This is a genomic window from Microvirga mediterraneensis, from assembly GCF_013520865.1.
GTDB classification, from domain to species: Bacteria; Pseudomonadota; Alphaproteobacteria; order Rhizobiales; family Beijerinckiaceae; genus Microvirga; species Microvirga mediterraneensis.
This window is the reverse complement of the sequence record NZ_JACDXJ010000001.1, coordinates 3822944-3838399: the sequence shown is the minus strand read 5'-3', so window position 1 is coordinate 3838399 and position 15456 is coordinate 3822944. Positions and strand designations below refer to the sequence as shown.

The following is a 15456-nucleotide window of genomic DNA, read 5'->3' as shown; positions in this document are numbered from 1 at the left end:
GTGTCCACAGCATCCGGATGGCCGGCACAGGGCCGGCGATGACATCTGAGTAAAAGAGACAAAAAACACCGCTCGAGAGGCCGCACGCAACCGCGCCCCACCGAAACCGTGATCATCCCAACCCCACGCGCACCCACCCTGACGGAGTCCTTGCGCAGGAACAAAATATGAACTCATTCGACCAGATCACCGAGGCCGTCATCCGGCGCGGCGATCTTGCCCACCTCGCCCTCTTCGTCTGGGCGAGCGGGGCGTCCGCTTTGCTTGCCATGACCTTGCGCGATCTGTTCGCGGCCAATCGCCGGTTCGATGCGTTCGTGCGCGAGCTGTCCCTCTTCAACCGCCGCCATTCGGGAGACCCCTCATGACCCGCTCCATCGCCCGCACGCCGCGCAAGCCGAAGGCCGCGCGAGACGGGCAGGGCCGCGCCACGCTCGTGTTCCGCGACTTCGTGCGCCAGCTCGAGAAGCTCGACGCGAAGCCGCCGAAGACCATCCGCGGAGCCGCGCGATGAAGCCCGGCCTGCCCATCATCCGGGAGCGTAAGTTCCTGGCCGAGCCGCTGAACGCGGTCGATGTCGACGGCGTGTTCGAAGGCTATGCCAGCCTGTTCGGCACGGCCGATCTCGGAAAGGACGTGGTCATGCCGGGCGCGTTCTCGGATTCTTTGCGCAAGCGCGGCGCGTCCGCCGTTCGGCTGCTCTGGCAGCACGATCCGGGCCAGCCCATCGGACGCTGGCTCACGATCGAGGAGGACCAGCGGGGCCTGCGCGTGCGCGGCAAGCTCAGCCTGGCCGTGGAGCGTGCGCGGGAGATCCACGCGCTCATGCGCGAGGGCGCCGTCGACGGCCTCTCCATCGGCTTTCGCGTCGAGCGCGCCCGCTCCGAGCGGCCCACCGGCCTGCGCCGGCTGGAGAAGCTCGACCTGTGGGAGATCTCCGTCGTGACCTTCCCGATGCTGCCCGACGCGCGGGTCGAAACCGTGAAGCACACGGAACCGACGCTCGCCGCCAGCATCCGCAGGGCTACGGTGCGATTATTGTCCTGAACCTTGTCCGTAGGAGCGCGTTAGAAGATCGCCCGCATGGTTCGCGGACGCGGCGGGCCCTTTCTTCATCCGGAAGGTGTCTGGGCTCCGCGCTTGTTGGGAGGATTTCATGAAGAAGCTCGCTTTCGTCGCACTCCTCGGCCTCGCGGCAGCCGCCTGCACCACCACGGAAGAGCGCGTCGGCGGCGCGGCCGTCGGCGCTGGCGTCGGTGCCGTGGCCGGTCCCGTCGGCGCGGTAGCCGGTGGCGCGGTCGGCGCGGTGACCGGTCCGACCGTCGCCCGCTCGGCGCGCCGCACCGCACGCCGCATGTAAGCCTTTCCCTCACGGGGAAATAAACGGGCCCGCCTCTCGGCGGGCCTTTTTCGTTGAAGCATTCAGAATCGATTGATTGACATGATCCCAGTTGTAGACACCAAAGCCGTTTCCGATGACGTCACCTCGGCCTTCGAGGATTTCGCCCGCGCCTTCGAGGCGTTCAAGGAAACCAACGACACGCGCCTGTCCGAGATCGAGACGAGGCTGTCGAGCGACGTGGTGACGGACGAGAAGCTCACCCGCATCGACACCGCCCTCGACGACGCCAAGCGCCGCCTCGACCGTCTCTCCCTCAACCGCTCCCGTCCACCCCTGGGCAGCGCCACGGACATCGCGCGCGATCCGGCGAAAGGAGAGCACAAGGCGGCGTTCCATTCCTACATCCGCAGCGGCGAGGCATCGGGCCTGAAGCGGCTCGAGGAGAAAGCCCTGTCCGCCGGCTCCGGTCCCGATGGCGGCTATCTCGTGCCCGACACGGTCGAGACCGAGGTTCTGCGCCGTCTCTCCGCCATCTCTCCGATCCGCTCCATCTCGTCCGTGCGGGTGATTTCCGGCGGTCAGTACAAGCGCGCCTTCTCGGTCACAGGCCCGGCGACGGGCTGGGTCGGAGAGGCGGCGGCCCGCCCGCAGACGGCGAGCCCGACGCTTTCCGAGATGAGCTTCCCGGCCATGGAACTCTATGCCATGCCGGCCGCCACGCAGACCCTACTCGACGACGCGGTGGTCGATATCGACCGCTGGATCGCCGAGGAAGTCGAGGCGGCCTTCGCCGAGCAGGAAAGCACCGCCTTCGTGACCGGCGACGGCGTCAACAAGCCCAAGGGCTTCCTCTCCGCCGAGACGGTCGAGGAGGAGGTTTGGGAATGGGGCAAGCTCGGCACGGTGCGGACGGGCGGCGCGAGCTTCCCGGCGGACAACCCGTCCGACGTGCTGGTGGACCTGATCTACGCCCTCAAGGCCGGTTACCGCCAGAACGCCTCCTTCGTGATGAACCGCAAGACGCAGAGCGCGATCCGCCGGTTCAAGGACGATAACGGCCAGTACCTCTGGGCTCCGCCCGCGAGCGTGGGCCAGGCCGCGACCCTGATGGGCTTCCCCGTCGTCGAGGCCGAGGACATGCCGGACATCGCGGCGAATGAATGCGCGGTTGCTTTCGGCGACTTCAAGCGCGGCTATCTCATCGTCGACCGTGCGGGCATGCGCGTGCTGCGCGATCCGTATTCCGCCAAGCCTTACGTGCTGTTCTACACGACGAAGCGCGTCGGCGGCGGCGTGCAGGATTACGCGGCGATCAAGCTGCTGAAGTTCGCGGCTTAAAGGCGAGGCCTACAACCGGCCTGTCCACATCATCACCGGCCTTGTGCCGGTGATCCCGATTGGTTGAGGCGCGACGCTTTAAGAAATCGGGACGGCCGGCACAGGGTCGGCCGTGACGTGAGGGGGTGTCTAGCTGACAAAGCCAAATGGCGAGGCCCCTAATTCCCCGTCCATGTGCCGTTCATCGCCCCGAGATGACGCATGTTCGACGAGATCCAGCCGATATGCTCGACGATGGGGGTCACGGCCGTGAGGCCGCCGCAGGCGCTCCGCTCCCGGCTGCGCAAGGGGCCGCTCGACCAGCTCGTGATGCCGTAGAGCAGATAGCCAGACTGGGTGGCGGCCAGGATCGGCCCGCCGGAATCGCCCCTGCAGGCGCCGGCGCCGGTCGTTTCCGCCAACCGGTTGCGGTCGGCGACGATCAGGACGCGGTTGGCCACTTCGATGGGGCCGAGCGATACCAAGTTCGTCTGGCGCAGAGTCCGGGCCGTGCGCTTGGCTCGCTCGGTCAATACGCCGAAGCCGGCGATCGTCACGCCGTCGCCCACATCGATCCGGCCCGCCTGGGACGGGTTGAGAGGCAGGAAATCTGGGCCGAGCGGGCGGTCGAGCTTGAGAAGGGCGAGGTCGATCCCGGGCTGCGTGCGCGGCGTCGTGCCTGGCACGAAGGTCGGGTGAACCGCCAGCGCGGCGACGTCGAACCGCTGTTGCTTGAAGGCGCGGTTGAGTGCCGTGACCCGGTAGGCGGCCCGATCCGTCATGCAATGGGCGGCGGTGAGCACGAGGTCCGGCCCGACCACCACACCGGAGCAGAGTTCGCCCGTGGAGCTCTCGATCGACACCACGGACCGGCGCAGCCCATCGGGATCGCGCGAGGTGGCGCCTTGCAGGACGGCCCAGGCGGGAGTGGCCACAAGGGCGAAGACGGCAAGGGCAAGGGTTGGCAATGCGCGCATGGAATGATGATGCCGTATGGGAGAAGGATTTTTTAAGGCAAGATCTTGGCTGTCAGGATAGTTCCTTACGTTAGGGAAAACTAGTTCTCGTTCCAGAGAGCGGTGCGATTCCAGCCTTTCAGGATCCGGTCGATCCATTCGCGCTGCGGACCGACGAGGATGCCCTGCGTCACGCCTCCGCAGCTTCGCCCCTTCGCCGGCGACGACCAGCTCGTGATCGCCGCGACGGATGATCCCGAGGCCATCGGCCCGCCGGAATCGCCCTGGCAGGCGCTGGCCGTGCCGGAGCCGTCCGCCCAAAGCAGGATCCTGCTCGGGCCGTAGGGCTCGATGGCGGTCAGAGATGTAGTGCGGAAGGTGCCGGAACTCTTGGCCTCGCCCTCGCGGGCAAGGCCGTAGCCGCCGACGACGACCGGGCTGTTCTTCGCGACGGTTCCGACGGAGAGCGTCGCCCGCTCGAACCGCGCGGGCAGAGCCTCGGGGATCCTCACCAGGGCGAGATCGATGGAACGCTGCCGGGTCTCGATAGCCTTCGCGTTGTAGCCCGGATGCACCGCCTTGGCGGCCGGTGTGATCAGCACCGGTTCGCCGGTCTCGTCGCGAAAATGCACCCGGTGCTCGGCGGCGCCCGTCACGCAATGGGCGGCGGTGAGCACCACGTCCTTCGCCAGCACCACGGCGCTGCACACGCCGCCGTTCGAACTCAGGACCATCACGCTTCGGCGGGCGAGGGGGCCTTCGTCCTCGGCGCCGCCGACGACGGCTTTCGCCTGCGCGGCCATCAGCGGCAGGGCAAGGCAGATCAAAACCAGACGTTGCATGACTTCAAAGGATTCCTGTTCACGATGATTCCCATATTCATCAGCGGCCCCGCCGTCGAGCCCGTTACGCTCGGTGAGATGAAGGCTTATCTCCGCGTCGATGACGACGACGTCACGCAGGACGACCTGGTCGCGGGGCTCGTCAAGGCGGCGCGGCTCATGGTCGAGGCGGCCTCGCGGCGGGGCCTGATCGAGCAGCGCTGGCGCGGGGGGCTGGGTTGCTGGCCTGCCGGCGGAGCGGTTCTGCTGCCGATCTCGCCCTTGATCGCGGTCGACCGCATCACGGTGGCGGATTTATCGGGCGGCACCTCCGAGGTCCCGGCCGATGCCTTCGAGACCGATGCGCTGTGCGATCCGCCGCGCATCCTGGTCGGCGACGCGGCGCAGCCGGGCAAGACGAGGAACGGCATCTCCATCGAGCTGCGGGCCGGCTACGGCACCGCGCCCGAGGCAGTGCCCGCCACCCTGAAGCTCGCAATCCGCATTCTCGTGGCCCATTGGTTCGAGAACCGGGGCGACGCCATCGGCGAGCAGATCCTGCCGCCGGAGGCGCTCGCCTTGGTGGCGCCTTTTCAAAGAGTGCGAATTTAACCCTCGCCACGTCATGGCCGACTCAGTGCCGGTGATCTCCAGTCTCGGTTTCAACTCTCCATCCTCATCCTGAAGAGCAGCGCAGCTGCGTCTCGAAGGAGCTTCCGGTGCACGCTGGATCCTCCTTCGAGACGGTCGCTTCGCGACCTCCTCGGGATGAGGTGAGAGTACCTGGAAGCAAGGTTACCGGCACGCCTCTCCGGATCAAATTCGGCGAGGCGCGACGTGTGGCTCAGATGCTCCGTTTTCCCTCCCAAAGACATTGCCATGAAACCAAAACCTGTCCCCATCGGCGCGCGGGCGCGCCGGTTCGTACTCGAAATGCCGCTCGAGCGGCCCGACGGCTTCGGCGGCGTCATCCGCACCTACACGCCCGGACCCCAGCTCTGGGGCGCCATCGAGATGCTCTCCGGCTCCGAGCGCGTGCGTGCCGACCGTCCGGAGCAGAGCCTGACCCATCGCATCACCCTGCGCTATCGCGATGGCGTGACCGGCGCCATGCGTCTGAGCGTCGGCCTGCGTCGCTTCGCCATCCGGGCCGCGACCGATCCGGACGGATCGAAGCGCGATCTCGTCTGCCTCGTCGAGGAGATGCGCGCATGACCAGCCCCGTTCTCGCGCTTCGCCGCGCGATCCTCGACGCGGCCGGCGCGGACACGCAGCTGTGCACGCTCATGGGAGGGGCTCTGCGCCTCTACGACGAGCCGCCGCGCGGCGCCGAGCCGGTCTATGCCCTGTTCTCGGACACGCGCGCGTCGGATTGGTCCACGGATCAGGATCGCGGCCACGAACAGGATATCGGCATCGTCGTCTGGTCCGAGCGCGGCGGCGCCCGGACGGCGCTCTCCGTTGCCGAGCGCTTCGACGCGCTTCTCGACGATGCGTCGCTGCCGCTCGACGGGCACCGGCTCGTCAACCTGCGCGTCACCGAACTCTCCTCCGGACGCGACAGGGACAGCGGCCTCACCCGCGTCACCTTGCGCCTGCGCGCGGTGACGGAGGTGGTGTGAGGCGCGCGTAGAGCGCCCGTCATTCTTTTCCCTCATTCAACAAAGGACATCCCATGCCTGCTCAGAAGGGCAAGGACCTGCTCATCAAGATCGGCGATGGCGGCATCGGCTTCGTGACCGTGGCTGGACTGCGCACGCGCCAGATCGCCTTCAATGCCGAGACCGTGGACGTGACCCATGCGGAATCCGCCGGGCGCTGGCGCGAGCTGCTCGCCGGCGTCGGCGTGCGCCGCGCGTCGATCTCCGGCTCCGGCGTATTCAAGGACGACGCCTCGGATGCGCGCATGCGCCAGGTCTTCTTCGACGGCGACATTCTCGCCTACCAGATCGTCATCCCGGATTTCGGCCGCATCGAAGGCCCGTTCCAGATCACGAGCCTGGAATACCGCGGCGACCACGCGGGCGAGGTGACGTTCGAGATGGCGTTCGAATCCGCGGGCGCGCTCGCCTTCGTGGCGCTGTAAGCGGATGATCGATCGACGCGGACGGCATTGAAACCCATCACGTCATCACCGGGCTTGTCCCGGTGATCCCGATTGCATGAGGCGCTGCGCTTCACCAAACCGGGATGGCCGGCACAGGGCCGGCCATGACTTAGCAGGTGTCATCCCCGGCGAGCCGCAGGCGAGGGAAGGGGATCCAGAACCAGGCACATCGCCATGGATCCCCTTCCCGCACTGCGTGCGCCGGGAATGACACTCCCCCAAACAAAGGAACGACCATGCCCAACAGACGACGGGGCGAGGTGGCGCTGCAGCTCGGCGACACGCGCTATACCCTGTGCCTCACGCTCGGCGCGCTCGCGGAACTCGAAGAGGCTTTCGGCGTGCAGGATCTCATGGCGCTCGGCGAGCGCTTCGGCTCGGGCCGCCTGTCGAGCCGCGACCTCCTCACGCTGCTTGCCGTCGCGTTGCGCGGCGGCGGTCAGGCGATGAGCGACGCGGAGGTGGCGAAACTGCCGCTCCACGACGGCATCGAGCCTGTGGCCGCGGCCCTTGCCGATCTTCTCGTCACGACCTTCGGCGCGAGCGAGGCAACGCCAAACCCTCCCTAGCGCATCGTTCGAAACCGGGCGATGCGCATTCGAACGAGGAGAACGGCGTGCCCGATCCACGCCGCGCGGGATGCGAGCCCCACGCCTTCCCCTGGGACGACGCGCTGACGCTTTGCCTCGGCATCCTGCGCTGGAGCCCCGACGCCTTCTGGCGCGCGACGCCGCGCGAATTGATGGCGGCCTGGGACGGATTGAGTGGCGGACGGAAACCCGGACCGGCGCTGAGCGGCGATCTCAGGCGGCTGATGGAGGCGTTTCCGGATAGGTGAAGAAGATCCCCGATACGATCATGGAGAAGGCAGTCGTTGGAGACCGTGGAATCATTGTTTTTTTCTCAGGAAACTGGTCCGTTGTCCCAAGAAAGCGAGCCCCCTTCGCTTCCATGCAGAGCACAAAGATTTTTCGCCAATTTTCTCCAGCCGTGATGCTGTTTTTGGCTTGGATCGCAGCCTTCTCAGCCTCCAATTCGCACCCTGCTCCGGCTCGGGAATACTGCTGTTGCGACAAGCCTTGTGCATCGAAAACGAAGTCTGGCCTTGCCGTCGTTTTGCAGCCCGCGAGTAATGTAAGTGGAAAAATTAAAGATACAGAGAAGCGTAGAACGGCTGACAACAAGCAAGTATGGAAAGATTGCTCTCCAGAGTCGGAGATAAAGAAAGATCGCGCCCGCCAGCTCACCACGCTCATCGGCCTCTCCGAAAAGTTCGGCGACTCCCTGTCCAATGCTTTTGCCAAGAACATCGCGGAAGGCATCAAAACTGATATCTCTCATGTGATCGGGAGAGTGTTTCTAACTTGCTTTGCCCTCAATGCTCTTCAACGTATTTCACTCCTTTGAGATCAAGGCACATCACGTAGACACGTAGCCAGGGATAATAAGCGTATCCGGGTTTGACGGACGCAGTTGCCTTCTCAGCTTCGTATGAACACTCCCTTTTGGCTTGCTTGAGTTCTGCGTCGGAGAGTTTCGAAACGTAAACCGGCTCGGGCCGCTTCGACGTTGTGCAGCCAGCCGCCACGCACCCTAGAAGGAGAGCAGTCGTGAAGGATCCTCTTAATCCAGAGAAAATGACCCCTGCCGAGAAGGCAATCGATGAAGACCGCAAACGCCAGCTCACCACGCTCATTGGCCTCTCCGAAAAGTTCGGCGACTCCCTGTCCAACGCTTTCGCCAAGAATATCGCGGAAGGCAAGAAATTTGATAATGTTATAAAGTCTGTTCGACAATCCCTTGTGGAAAGTGGGCTGCGCCTGGGCCTGGCGCCCCTGCAGCTGGCCTTGAGCCAAAGTCTCAAGGGCTTGATGGCGGGATCGATGCAGGGGTCGCTGCCGCTCGATGGCGGCGGCCTGCTCGACGGGGTCGTCAAGGGGCTGGGTTCCGTCCTCGGCTCCCTGTTCGGCGGGGGAGGCGCCGCTTTCGCCAAGGGCGGCGCGTTCTCGCGCGGCATGGTGATGCCGTTCGCCCAGGGCGGGGTGATCGGCGCGCCGACTTATTTTCCGCTCGGGCGCGGGCTCGGCCTCATGGGCGAGCAGGGCGCCGAGGCGGTGATGCCGCTGGCGCGCGGGCCCGACGGGCGGCTCGGCGTGCGCGGCGGTGGAGGAGGGCGTCCGCTCTCGGTGACGGTGAACGTTTCGACGCCCGATGCGGAGAGCTTCCGCCGCTCCGAGGCGCAGGTCTCCGCCGCTCTGGCCCGGGCCGTCGCGCGCGGCCAGCGCGGGATGTAGGCATCAGAGATGTTTCCATGAAAGTGGAAATATCCGTCCTCATTGCTTTGCGGCATTTCGTGACGGTGAACCGGGACCACTTTACCGAAAAATGCTCTCGTCAGCCGCCCGCGCCGTCGAGCATCGCCATGATCTCGTCCTTGATCTGCAGGCGGCGGCGCTTGAGGTCTTCCTCGGCCTCCTCGGTCCTCGGCTCCACCCGGGTCTCGATCCGGTGAATGGTGCGGTTCAGCTCGTCGTATTCGTCGTAGAGCCGCGCGAAGTGGTTGTTGCTCGTCTTGAGCTGGTGGATCCGGTCGCGCTTGTCCGGGAAATCGTCCGCGAGGTCGTTGGGAGCATTGCTCATGGCGTGCCGCCTCCTTGCCGTTCGGGCTTCGCGACGTCAACGCCACCCCGGCTTTTTTCGTTTCATCTTTCGAAAAGGAGGGATCATGCCCTCGGATTTCCATGAGGTCCGCTTCCCGCTCGATGTCAGCCTCGGCAGCCGGGGCGGGCCGGTGCGGCGGACCGACATCGTCACGCTGTCCTCCGGCCGCGAGCACCGCAACAGCCGCTGGGCCGGGTCCCGGCGCCGCTACGACGCGGGCCTCGGGGTCCGGACCGTCGATGCGCTGCATGCGGTGATCGCGTTCTTCGAGGAGCGGCGCGGCCGGCTCTACGGCTTCCGCTTCCGCGACCGCACCGACTGGCGCTCCGGCCCGCCTTCGAGCGAGCCGACGCCCCTCGACCAGCGCGTCGGCACAGGCGACGGGCAGACGTCGAGCTTTCCGCTGGTGAAGGCCTACGGCTCGTCCTTCGCGCCCTACAGCCGCCCCATCGCCAAGCCGGTGGGCGGGACGGTGCGGGTGGCGGTGAACGGGATCGAGCAGAGCGTCGGCACAGGCTTCAATTGCGATCCCACCACAGGCATCGTGACCTTCACGGCCGCGCCGCCTCCCGGTGCCGTCGTCACGGCGGGCTTCGCCTTCGACGTCCCGGTCCGCTTCGACACGGACGAGCTCGACATCGACCTCTCCACCTTCGACGCCGGCGGCATTCCGCAGATCCCGCTGATCGAAATCGTGCCCTGACCCGCTCCTCATTCACGACAAGAACCTCATGCGCATCATCCCCCAAGACCTCGCCGCCCACATGGCCGACGGGGCGACCACGCTTTGCCATTGCTGGAAGCTGATCCGGCGCGACGGCACGACCTTCGGCTTCACCGACCACGACCGCGATCTTGCCTTCGGCGGCACCGTCTATGCCGCGCGGACCGGCTTGGAGGCGGCCGAAGTCACCGCCGAACTCGGCTTCGCGGTCGGCGGCGGCGAGGTGTCGGGCGCGCTCGTGTCCGCCGGCCTCACCGAGGAGGACATCGCGTCGGGCCGCTACGACGATGCCAGCGTCGAGACCTGGCTCGTCAACTGGAGCCGGGTGGAGGAGCGATTGCTCCTCGATATCGGATCCATCGGCGAGATCCGCCGCGCCGACGGCGGTTTCGTGGCCGAGGTGAGGGGGCTCATGCACCGCTTCGACGAGGAGCGCGGGCGCCTGTTCCGCGCCACATGCTCGGCGGATCTCGGCGACGCGCGATGCGGCATCGATCTCGCATCCGCCACCTATGGTCAGGTCGGCACGGTGACGGCGACGGACGGCGCCCTGACCCTTACGGCCTCCGGAATCGGCTTCGCGGACGGATGGTGCAATGCGGGCCGGCTCACGTGGATCTGCGGCGGCAATGCCGGATTGTCGGTGGAGATCAAGGTGCATCGCGCAATCGGCGGCGCGGACGAGGTCGACCTCTGGCAGCGCGCCCCGCAGCCCATCAGGAACGGCGACACGTTCCGCATCACGGCCGGTTGCGACAAGACCCACGCCACCTGCCGGGCGAAGTTCAGGAATGCCGTAAACTTCCGCGGCTTCCCGCACATGCCCGGCAACGACTTCATCATCCGTATGCCGCAGCAGGGCGAACCGGGGCTCGATGGCGGAAGTTTTTACAGGTGATGCGTCCGGACCCTCCCCTTGAGGGGGAGGGTCGCGAGCATCGCGAGCGGGGTGGGGCGGAAACGCGACCTATCTCGCCCCTTGCCAGGCCATACCGGACATCGAAATCCGACAGCGCTATCCACCCCACCCCGGCTCTGCGAGCCGACCCTCCCCCTCGAGGGGAGGGTGCTTCCGCACGCTTTATGAACATGCCCCAGCCCCACCTCATCCTCGCCGAGGCCCGTTCCTGGATCGGCACGCCTTACCGGCACCAGGCGTCGCTCAAGGACGTCGGCTGCGATTGCCTTGGCCTCCTGCGCGGGGTCTGGCGGGGCGTCATGGGCTCCGAGCCCGAGCTGCCGCCGCCTTACTCGCCCGATTGGGCGGAAGCCGGAGCCGATACGCTCGTGGCCGCGGCGCGACGATACCTCGCCGAGATCGCATGCGATGAATTCACGGCGGGCGACGTGCTGCTGTTTCGCTGGCGCACGACCATGCCGGCCAAGCACTGCGCCATTGCGACATCGCCCGACACCATGATCCACGCCCATGACGGCGCGTCGGTGGCCGAGGTCGCGCTTCATCCCTGGTGGCGGCGCCATCTGGCTTACGCCTTTCGCTTTCCGGAACCCTATTGATGGCCACAATCGTTCTTCAAACCGTCGGCGCCGCGGTCGGCGGCATGGTCGGCGGCCCCATCGGGGCCATGGCTGGGCGTGCGCTCGGCGCGCTCGCAGGCGCGGCCATCGACAATGCTTTGTTCAGCGGCGACAGCACCAAGCATGTGGAGGGTCCGCGCCTCAAGGACATCGACGGCCTCACCTCCACGGAAGGCGCGCCGATCCCGCGCGTCTACGGTCGCGCGCGCATCGGCGGACAGCTCATCTGGGCGACGCGGCTCGAGGAGGTGGCGAGCACCGACCGTTCGAGCCAGGGCGGCAAGGGCATAGGCGGGCCGAAGACCAGCACCACGACCTATTCCTACTTCGCCAATCTCGCGGTCGGCCTCTGCGAGGGACGCATCGCCTTCATCCGCCGCGTCTGGGCCGATGGGCGCGAACTCGATCTGAGCACCATCACCATGCGCGTGCACACGGGCAGCGAGACGCAGAACGCCGATCCGCTGATCGTCGCGAAGGAGGGGGCGCAGAACGCGCCGGCCTATCGCGGATTGGCCTATGTGGTGTTCGAGCGTCTGCCGCTTGCGGATTTCGGCAACCGCGTGCCGCAATTCTCCTTCGAGGTGGTTCGTCCCGTCGACGGCCTCAACCGCATGATCCGCGCCGTCTGTCTCATCCCCGGCGCGAGCGAGTTCGGTTACGACACGCTGCCCGTGACGCAGGTGCTCGATCTCGGAAAGACCCGGCCGGAAAACCGGCACCAGATGCAGCGCGACACCGATGTGGCCGCATCGCTGGATGCCATGCAGGCCCTTTGTCCGAACCTCAAGCGCGTCTCGCTGGTGGTGAGCTGGTTCGGCGACGATCTGCGCGCCGGATCATGCCTCGTCGAGCCGCGCGTGGATGTGAAGACCAAGGCTAATGACGGAGCCACGTGGTCCGTGGCGGGCGTGACGCGTGCGGACGCCAAGGCGGTGTCGCTCGTGAACGGGTCGCCGGCCTATGGCGGCACACCCTCCGACGAATCCGTGAAGCGCCTGATCCGGAACCTGAAGGCGCGCGGGCTCCAGGTCGTTCTCTACCCCTTCGTGATGATGGACGTGCCCGCCGGCAACGAACTTCCGGACCCCTACGGCGGCACGGGCCAGCCGCCCTATCCCTGGCGCGGGCGCATCACCTGCCATCCCGCGCCGGGGAAGAGTGGTTCTCCCGATGGAACGGCTGCGGCCGCAACGCAAGTCGAGCAATGGTTTACCCGCTCTGAGGGCTTCAACCGCATGGTCCTGCACTATGCCGAACTGGCGGAACAGGCGGGCGGCGTTCACGGCTTCGTCCTGGGGAGCGAACTCGTCGGCCTGACACGCGTGCGCTCGGCATCGGGCGTCTATCCCGCCGTCACGCGGCTCAAGGCGCTCGCGGGACAGGTCCGTGACATCCTCCGCAGCTCTACGAAGATCGTCTATGCGGCGGATTGGACGGAATACGGTGCCCATATTCTCGACAGCGGCGGCGAGGTGCGCTTTCCTCTCGATCCGCTCTTCGCCAGCGACGATATCGACGCGGTCGGGATCGACTACTATCCGCCGATCTCGGACTGGCGCGACGGTCCCAACCATGCGGACCTGTCAGCGGCCCGCAACATCTACGATGTGGATTATCTGCGTGCGCGGCTGGGAAGCGGCGAGGCCTTCGACTGGTACTATGCCAATGCGTCCGAGCGGGCCGTACAGACGCGACGGCCCATCACGGACGGCGCTCATGGTAAGCCTTGGATCTTTCGGGCAAAGGATCTCGTGTCCTGGTGGTCGAACCGGCACGTGGAGCGCGTGAACGGCGTGGAGACCGGAGCGACCTCCTGGCAGCCGCAGTCGAAGCCGATCTGGCTCACCGAGATCGGCGTTCCGGCCGTGGACAAGGGGCCGAACGGCCCTAACGTGTTTCCCGATCCCAAGTCGTCGGAATCCGCCTATCCGCCGTTCTCGCGTGGCGTGCGCGACGATCTCGTCCAGGCGCGCACGCTCGAAGCGATCCTGTCGCGGTTCGATCCGGCCCAGAGAGGTTTCCTCGCGGAGTATAATCCGCCCTCGTCCTCCTACGATGGGCGCATGGTGGATCCGGACAGCGTCTTCGTCTGGGCCTGGGATGCGCGTCCCTATCCGGCTTTTCCCGATTTCGACAATGTCTGGGCCGATGGTCGCAACTGGGAGACCGGGCACTGGATCACCGGGCGCATCGAGGGCGCCACGCTCGACCGGCTGATCGCGCGCATCCTGCGCGATTTCGGCTTCTCCGATCCCGGTGCCATTCCCATCGACGGCTTCGTGGACGGCTACGTGATCGACCGGCCCATGTCCGTGCGCGGCGCGGTCGAGCCTCTGCTGCGTCTCTTCGGCGTCGATGCCGTCGCGCGTGGCGGCGGCATCGCATGGCAGGGTCGCGGCGGGCGTGCGGTCGTGCATCTCACGAAGGACGATCTCGTGCTCGACGACAAGGAGCCGTCGCTCAAGCTCACCCGCGCGCAGGAAACCGAACTGCCCCAGCAGGTGGAGGTCGGCTTCATCGAGGGCGATACGGATTACCGCCGGGCCACCGTGGCTTCGCGGCGTCTCTCCGGTTCGAGCCGCCGCGAGGCGAGGGCGGACAGCGCCGTCATCACTCGGCGTGCGGAGGCGCAGCGCCTCGCCGATACCTGGCTGCAGGATCTGTGGGCCGGGCGCGAGGGCGCCGAGTTCGAGCTGTCGCCCCGACGGATGGAGCTCGAACCGGGCGACGTGATCGCGGTTCCAACCGATGCGGGCGAGAAGCTGCACCGCATCACGCGCATCGCCGACGGCCCGACGCGGAAGATCAGCACCAGGGCCGTGGAGCCTGCCGTCTTCGAGCGGCCGGGCCTCTCCCTCGAAAGGCCCGTCAGACGACCTCCGCCGGTGCCCGGCAAGCCCGCCGTCGTAGTGCTCGATCTGCCGGCGGCCCTCGGCGATCCCGCGCCTCTGCAATATGTCGCTGTGGCGGCGGATCCCTGGCCCAGCGCGATGACGGTCTGGCGCTCCGGCAACGGGACGAGCTTCACGCCTCTCCGCGTTCTCGACCTGCCGGCCGTGATCGGGCGCACGAAGACGGCGCTCATGCCGGGACCGCTCTGGCGCTGGGATCCGTCCGCCGTGCTCGACGTGGAGATCTCCTCCGGCGCCTTGAGCGCCATCGACGACGAGGCTGCTCTGGGCGGCCGGAACCTCTTCGCACTGCAGGGCCCGGACGGCCGGTGGGAGATATTTTCAGCCGCGCGCGCGGAGATGATCGGCGAGCGCGTCTACCGTCTCACGCGCTTCCTGCGCGGCCTCGCCGGATCCGAGCCCGAGGCGGGCCGCGCCGTGCCGGCAGGCTCGCTCCTGGTCAAACTCGACGAGGCCGTGGTGCCTCTCACCACGAGCCTGCAGGATCTAGGATCGACCTGGCGCTACAGGATCGGCCCTTCGGGCAGGGACCATGGCGATCCTGCTGTCACTGAAGTTGTCGCAACGGTCGGGCGGGACGCTCTCAAGCCCTTCAGCCCGGTCCAGGTCTCGGCCCGTCGCGAACCCGGCGGCATCCGTCTCGAGTGGGTGCGCCGCGCGCGCCGAAACGGCGACGCCTGGGACGCGATCGAGGTTCCGCTCGACGAGGATGCGGAACGCTACGAGATCGACATTCTCAAGGGCGGCGCGGTCGTGAGGACGCTGACGAGCACGCAGCCGTTCCTCGTCTATGGCAACGCCGACGAGATGGCCGATTTCGGTGGGCTTCAATCCACGCTCACCCTTCGCATCGCGCAAGTGAGCGCCGTGGCCGGGCGCGGGTTCGAGCGTCACGCGACGGTTGCCGTTCGCTGACCTGAGGATGACACCCGCCACGTCATGGCCGGGCCCGTCCTGGCCATCTCGGTTGTGTGAAGCGCTGCGCTTTTCCGATCGGGATCACCGGCACGAGGCCGGTGATGACGTGAGAGAGTGTTGTCGCTGCGTATTTTTGTTTTCCAGTCAAAGAAAAAA

The 15456-nt window shown here is 66.6% G+C and carries 20 protein-coding genes; 17 read left to right on the top strand and 3 right to left on the bottom strand.

Translation table 11 applies throughout. From position 1 onward, the window contains the following. The first annotated feature begins 167 nt into the window (after nucleotides 1-167). From H0S73_RS18310 to H0S73_RS18290, 5 genes are all read left to right on the top strand, one after another. The gene (locus H0S73_RS18310; RefSeq protein ID WP_181053492.1) at nucleotides 168-368 is read left to right on the top strand and encodes a hypothetical protein; all 201 of its coding nucleotides are present in this window, start codon (nucleotides 168-170) and stop codon (nucleotides 366-368) included. Next, entirely contained in the window at nucleotides 365-514 is a 150-nt protein-coding gene (locus H0S73_RS18305) for a hypothetical protein (protein WP_181053491.1), read from the top strand. The genes H0S73_RS18310 and H0S73_RS18305 overlap by 4 nt, the downstream gene beginning before the upstream one ends. Next, nucleotides 511-1047 carry an HK97 family phage prohead protease gene (locus H0S73_RS18300; RefSeq protein WP_181053490.1) on the top strand — a complete coding sequence of 179 codons (537 nt, stop codon included), beginning with the start codon at nucleotides 511-513 and terminating at the stop codon, nucleotides 1045-1047. Before H0S73_RS18305 ends, H0S73_RS18300 begins: the two co-directional genes overlap by 4 nt. Nucleotides 1048-1156: 109 nt before the next feature. Beyond that, complete coding sequence (locus tag H0S73_RS18295) at nucleotides 1157-1360, top strand: hypothetical protein (RefSeq protein WP_181053489.1); 204 nt, start codon at nucleotides 1157-1159, stop codon at nucleotides 1358-1360. Between the two features lie 81 nt (nucleotides 1361-1441). Continuing rightward, entirely contained in the window at nucleotides 1442-2680 is a 1239-nt protein-coding gene (locus H0S73_RS18290; protein ID WP_181053488.1) for a phage major capsid protein, read from the top strand. A 158-nt stretch (nucleotides 2681-2838) separates the two neighbouring features. Here the strand turns inward: H0S73_RS18290 and H0S73_RS18285 are convergent, their stop codons facing one another. Beyond that, complete coding sequence (locus H0S73_RS18285) at nucleotides 2839-3636, bottom strand: S1 family peptidase (protein ID WP_181053487.1); 798 nt, start codon at nucleotides 3634-3636, stop codon at nucleotides 2839-2841. 80 nt (nucleotides 3637-3716) lie between these two features. Next, on the bottom strand, nucleotides 3717-4457 hold the full coding sequence (locus tag H0S73_RS18280) for a S1 family peptidase (RefSeq protein ID WP_181053486.1): 741 nt from the start codon (nucleotides 4455-4457) through the stop codon (nucleotides 3717-3719). Nucleotides 4458-4481: 24 nt separating this feature from the next. On the opposite strand from H0S73_RS18280, the gene H0S73_RS18275 reads away from it, so the two are divergent. The 8 genes from H0S73_RS18275 to H0S73_RS18240 all read left to right on the top strand — a co-directional run bounded on the left by H0S73_RS18275 (nucleotide 4482) and on the right by H0S73_RS18240 (nucleotide 8837). After that, nucleotides 4482-5048, top strand: coding sequence for a head-tail connector protein (locus tag H0S73_RS18275; RefSeq protein ID WP_181053485.1), 567 nt, complete (start codon nucleotides 4482-4484; stop codon nucleotides 5046-5048). Nucleotides 5049-5315: 267 nt separating this feature from the next. Continuing rightward, nucleotides 5316-5651 carry a phage head closure protein gene (locus H0S73_RS18270; RefSeq protein ID WP_181053484.1) on the top strand — a complete coding sequence of 112 codons (336 nt, stop codon included), beginning with the start codon at nucleotides 5316-5318 and terminating at the stop codon, nucleotides 5649-5651. Next, on the top strand, nucleotides 5648-6058 hold the full coding sequence (locus H0S73_RS18265) for a DUF3168 domain-containing protein (protein WP_181053483.1): 411 nt from the start codon (nucleotides 5648-5650) through the stop codon (nucleotides 6056-6058). Before H0S73_RS18270 ends, H0S73_RS18265 begins: the two co-directional genes overlap by 4 nt. Before the next feature lie 53 nt (nucleotides 6059-6111). Further along, a complete protein-coding gene (locus H0S73_RS18260; RefSeq protein ID WP_181053482.1) occupies nucleotides 6112-6522 on the top strand; it encodes a phage major tail protein, TP901-1 family in 411 nt (136 codons plus the stop codon). A 257-nt stretch (nucleotides 6523-6779) separates the two neighbouring features. Beyond that, a complete protein-coding gene (locus H0S73_RS18255) occupies nucleotides 6780-7112 on the top strand; it encodes a gene transfer agent family protein (RefSeq protein WP_181053481.1) in 333 nt (110 codons plus the stop codon). 47 nt (nucleotides 7113-7159) lie between these two features. Further along, a complete protein-coding gene (locus tag H0S73_RS18250; protein ID WP_181053480.1) occupies nucleotides 7160-7381 on the top strand; it encodes a phage tail assembly chaperone in 222 nt (73 codons plus the stop codon). Next, the gene (locus H0S73_RS18245; RefSeq protein WP_181053479.1) at nucleotides 7378-7950 is read left to right on the top strand and encodes a hypothetical protein; all 573 of its coding nucleotides are present in this window, start codon (nucleotides 7378-7380) and stop codon (nucleotides 7948-7950) included. Before H0S73_RS18250 ends, H0S73_RS18245 begins: the two co-directional genes overlap by 4 nt. A 203-nt stretch (nucleotides 7951-8153) precedes the next feature. Then, complete coding sequence (locus H0S73_RS18240; protein ID WP_343058408.1) at nucleotides 8154-8837, top strand: phage tail tape measure protein; 684 nt, start codon at nucleotides 8154-8156, stop codon at nucleotides 8835-8837. A gap of 100 nt (nucleotides 8838-8937) precedes the next feature. Here the strand turns inward: H0S73_RS18240 and H0S73_RS18235 are convergent, their stop codons facing one another. Then, nucleotides 8938-9183 carry an HP1242/YdcH family protein gene (locus H0S73_RS18235; protein ID WP_181053478.1) on the bottom strand — a complete coding sequence of 82 codons (246 nt, stop codon included), beginning with the start codon at nucleotides 9181-9183 and terminating at the stop codon, nucleotides 8938-8940. 85 nt (nucleotides 9184-9268) lie between these two features. Between H0S73_RS18235 and H0S73_RS18230 the strand changes: the two genes are divergently transcribed. From H0S73_RS18230 to H0S73_RS18215, 4 genes are all read left to right on the top strand, one after another. Beyond that, nucleotides 9269-9907 carry a DUF2460 domain-containing protein gene (locus tag H0S73_RS18230; protein ID WP_181053477.1) on the top strand — a complete coding sequence of 213 codons (639 nt, stop codon included), beginning with the start codon at nucleotides 9269-9271 and terminating at the stop codon, nucleotides 9905-9907. Nucleotides 9908-9935: 28 nt separating this feature from the next. Further along, nucleotides 9936-10826 (top strand): DUF2163 domain-containing protein, encoded by an 891-nt coding sequence (locus H0S73_RS18225; RefSeq protein ID WP_181053476.1) that lies wholly within the window; start codon nucleotides 9936-9938, stop codon nucleotides 10824-10826. A gap of 185 nt (nucleotides 10827-11011) precedes the next feature. Then, on the top strand, nucleotides 11012-11446 hold the full coding sequence (locus H0S73_RS18220; RefSeq protein ID WP_181053475.1) for an NlpC/P60 family protein: 435 nt from the start codon (nucleotides 11012-11014) through the stop codon (nucleotides 11444-11446). Beyond that, nucleotides 11446-15297, top strand: a complete 3852-nt coding sequence (locus tag H0S73_RS18215) for a baseplate multidomain protein megatron (RefSeq protein ID WP_181053474.1) — start codon at nucleotides 11446-11448, stop codon at nucleotides 15295-15297. The genes H0S73_RS18220 and H0S73_RS18215 overlap by 1 nt, the downstream gene beginning before the upstream one ends. The last annotated feature ends 159 nt before the right edge of the window (nucleotides 15298-15456 follow it).